At 45.1% G+C, this 869-nt stretch carries 2 protein-coding genes and 1 pseudogene; all 3 read left to right on the top strand.

Going from position 1 to position 869, the window contains the following annotated elements; all coding sequences use genetic code 11:
- Window positions 1–185, top strand: a 185-nt coding sequence (locus R7Z77_RS24690; protein ID WP_411913206.1) for a PilN domain-containing protein, incomplete at its 5' end; no start/stop codon positions are given.
- Window positions 178–771, top strand: a complete 594-nt coding sequence (locus R7Z77_RS24685; RefSeq protein ID WP_005496571.1) for a type 4a pilus biogenesis protein PilO — start codon at window positions 178–180, stop codon at window positions 769–771. The genes R7Z77_RS24690 and R7Z77_RS24685, both read left to right, overlap by 8 nt.
- Window positions 761–869, top strand: a pseudogene (locus tag R7Z77_RS24680) (fimbrial protein); the annotation flags it as partial. The gene R7Z77_RS24685 and the pseudogene R7Z77_RS24680, both read left to right, overlap by 11 nt.

Below are 869 nucleotides of genomic sequence, written 5' to 3'. Positions count from 1 at the left end.
CAGACAGTACACCTCGGCTAGCAACCATGCTCGATAACATGGAGCGTTCTGCCAAGCTACTGGACGTTGAAATGCACTCTATCGTGCACGGAAAAGCCCGTTTCGGTAAAGAGTTTCAGACCTTTAAAGTGTCCTTCATGTTCAACACGGTAGAAGAGAAGAAAGAGGGAAAACAACATGGTTAATTGGCAAGATCTAGAAATGGATGAGATTGCTGAATGGCCATTACTGCCTCAGCTTGTAGTGATCTGCCTGCTTGTTCTTCTTATCCAAGGGTTTGGTTATTGGTTTTACTTAAAGCCAGAAGAGGCTCGCTTGAACAATTTGATTCAAGAGGAGCAAACATTAAAAGTGGCATTGCGCATAAAAGCCAACAAGGTGGCTGCATTGCCTCAATTGCAATCTCAACTGGACGAGCTTACTACGCGTTATGAGTTGCTGTTGCAACAACTACCGGCACAAAAAGAGTTGGCCACAATGTTGGCGTCGGTAAACGAACTCGGTATCGACAACAAGTTAACGTTTACTCGAATCGATTGGGGAGAAAAGCAATCTGAAAACTTCCTGTATCGATTGCCACTAAATATCGAGCTAACAGGTGATTTCCACGATATCGGTCGTTTTTCACAGGCCATTGCCACACTGCCACGCATCATCACCTTTAAAGACGTGACTTGGCAGCGTGTCAGCCAAGAGAGTGAAACTTTGCACTTCCGAGTGAGAGCAAACACTTATCAGTTCAAGCCTGAGGAAAAGAAAGATGGGAAATAAATCTTTGCTGACGGTGTTGGTAAGCGCTCTATTGGTCGGGTGCCAGGCGAATGATGAATCATTAACGGATTTTATTCGTGGTGTTGAGAGCCAGGCTC

The organism is Vibrio sp. 1401, from assembly GCF_033340295.1.
This window is presented reverse-complemented; position numbering and strand designations above follow the sequence as displayed.